We start from the raw sequence: 2,741 nt of genomic DNA on the forward strand, positions 1-2,741 counted from the left end.
ATTAGCTTAAATCCCGACTATATAATAGCTTATGAAAAGTTAACTCATTTACAACCGAGTAACTGGGAGAATTGGTATGTATTAGGGTCAAAATTAGAAGGGAAAGGGGAAACGGAAAAGGCGATCGCGGCTTATCAAAAAGTGATAGCTATTAATGCTCACATCCCTGCATATCAAGCATTAGTGCAATTGCAACCAGAATCTTGGGAGTTGTGGTGGCAGTTGGGGCAGTTATTAGAGCAGGAGAATCAGATAGAAGGGGCGATCGCAGCTTATCAAAAAGTAATTAATCTCAATCAAAACTACATCCCAGGATATCAAGCATTAGTGCAATTGCAACCAGAATCTTGGGAGTTGTGGTGGCAGTTGGGGCAGTTATTAGAACAGGAGAATCAGATAGAAGAAGCGATCGCAGCTTATCAAAAAGTAATTAATCTCAATCAAAACTACATCCCAGGATATCAAGCATTAGTGCAATTGCAACCAGAATCTTGGGAGTTGTGGTGGCAGTTGGGGCAGTTATTAGAACAGGAGAATCAGATAGAAGAAGCGATCGCAGCTTATGAAAGAGTAATTAATCTTAATCAGGCATATATAACAGCTTATGAAAAGTTGGCGCAATTACAACCGTATAATTGGGAAAATTGGTTGCAGTTGGGACATATATTAGCCGAACAAGGGAATCTGGCAGGGGCGATTAATATTTATCGGAGAGTAATATTAATAAAACCGGAGTTGGGTGAGTTATATATTAAATTAGCTGAAACTTTAGTCCACCATCGTAAAATAGGTGAAGCAATCGAGGTTTATCAACTAGCTATTATGGTTAATCCAGACTCAGCCGACTTATATTATCGGCTTGGAAATCTATTAATTCTAGATAATAAATTTGATTTAGCAATTCAAAGCTATGAAAAATCAGTTAGTATCAATCCTTCTTTAATAAATGTATATTTACAGGTAGCTTGGTGTCTGAGAAGACAGGGACAGATAAATCAAAGTATTCAGGAAGAAAAATTAGAAAAGGCAGTTGATTGGTATAAAAAAGCATTGCAAATAGAACCTAATTCCGCCGAAATAAACTTTAAATTAGGAAGTGTGCTATCTGCACAAGTTAAACTAAATGAGGCAATGAAAGCATTTTATATTTCTAACAAAATTAAATTTGTTGAAGATAGGAACAAGGGCATTATAGGTAGAATATGTTTTATTTCATTGCCAAGATCGGGGACAGTTTTTGTTGGGAAGGCTCTACATAATAATTTGGTTAATACTTGTCCTTTTTCCGAGGGGCAAAAATTGTTAGCAAGTATGGGTCCTTATCCAAATATACTCTGGGAGTTAACAACAGCAGAGCCATACAACTACGCTAAATCTTGTTTGCTTTGTGCTCATTTGCCAGCAAGCCTAAACAACTTGCTAGCAATAAGCTTAGTTGTAGATAGATTGATAATTAATGTGAGAGATCCAAGGCAAGCATTACTATCTCTAGTACATTACTTACATACAGATAGAGACGTTTGGCAAGATCAATTACACTGGTTCTATTATTTAAATCTACCAGAAAATTATTTTTCCCTATCTTTTACAGAGCAAATTACGTGGCAGATGGATAATTGGTATCTACCAGCAAGCATTAAGTGGATAGAAGGATGGTTAGATGCAGAAGAAAATACATCATTTTATCCAAATATTCTTTTTACACAACATGAGGAATTGGCGGCAAATTCGCAAGCATTTTTTGAACGAATACTAGAATTTTATGAAATCGATAAATCTAGGTTTACCATGCCACCGCCTCCCGATTTTCAGCACGGTAAACACAATCGAAAGGGCAGTGTTGACGAATGGAGAAATGTATTTACTCCAGAACAAGCAGAAAGAGCGTCGAGTATGATTCCTAAACGATTGCTAAATAGATTTGGATGGCCAGAAAAATAGAATATAATTTTTTGATTTTTTAAATTTTATTGAAACTTCACCTAAAGCATCATGACTGTAACCTATTTTCAGCGGGGCAACAAACTTAAACAAGAAGGTAAACTAGAGGAAGCGATAGCCTCTTATTACCAAGCCATTGAGTATAACTCTAGCTTTTATCTGGCTTACCACAACTTGGGCGAAGTATTGGTTAAACTCGATCGTCTTGATGAAGCGCTTAACTTTTACTATCGGGCAATTCAACTCAAACCTCAATCGGTTTTGTCTCACTACAACATAGGAGAAGTTTTGACTCAACTCAGCCGTTGGGATGAAGCGATTGCATCCTATCAAAAAGCAATTGATTTGCACCCGGAAGAAGATGAGATTAAACGTATTTGCACAGAGGCACTCGAACAGGTACAATACCTTACTTTAGCCGAGAGGTTGAAGCAAGACCAAAAACTAGCAGAAGCAACTGTATTTTATCAGAAAGCTTTCGCCATTAAACCAGGATGCGCCCAAGCTCACTTCCACCTCGGCAATGCTTTTTGGCAACTAGCAAAATATAGCGAAGCTTTAGACAGCTATCAAACCACGACTATCCTCAAACCAGACTGGGCAGAAGCTCACTTCCACCTTGGCAATGCTTTTTGGCAACTAGCAAAATATAGCGAAGCTTTAGACAGCTATCAAACCACGACAATTCTCAAACCAGACTGGGTAGAAGCTCACTTCCACCTCGGCAATGCTTTTTGGCAACTAGCAAAATATAGCGAAGCTTTAGACAGCTATCAAACCACGACAATTCTCAAACCAGA

At 37.8% G+C, this 2,741-nt stretch carries 2 protein-coding genes; both read left to right on the plus strand.

The genetic code is table 11. The features are described 5' to 3' along the window. The coding region (locus AAFP14_RS14745) for a tetratricopeptide repeat protein (protein ID WP_341733004.1) at window positions 1-1,941 on the plus strand (1,941 nt) is incomplete at its 5' end. Window positions 1,942-1,992: 51 nt separating this feature from the next. After that, window positions 1,993-2,741: tetratricopeptide repeat protein (locus AAFP14_RS14750; RefSeq protein ID WP_341733005.1), on the plus strand; the 749-nt coding region annotated here is incomplete at its 3' end.

It is taken from the genome of Microcoleus sp. EPA2 (assembly GCA_020882975.1).
In the GTDB taxonomy this organism is placed as follows: Bacteria; Cyanobacteriota; Cyanobacteriia; order Cyanobacteriales; family Microcoleaceae; genus Microcoleus.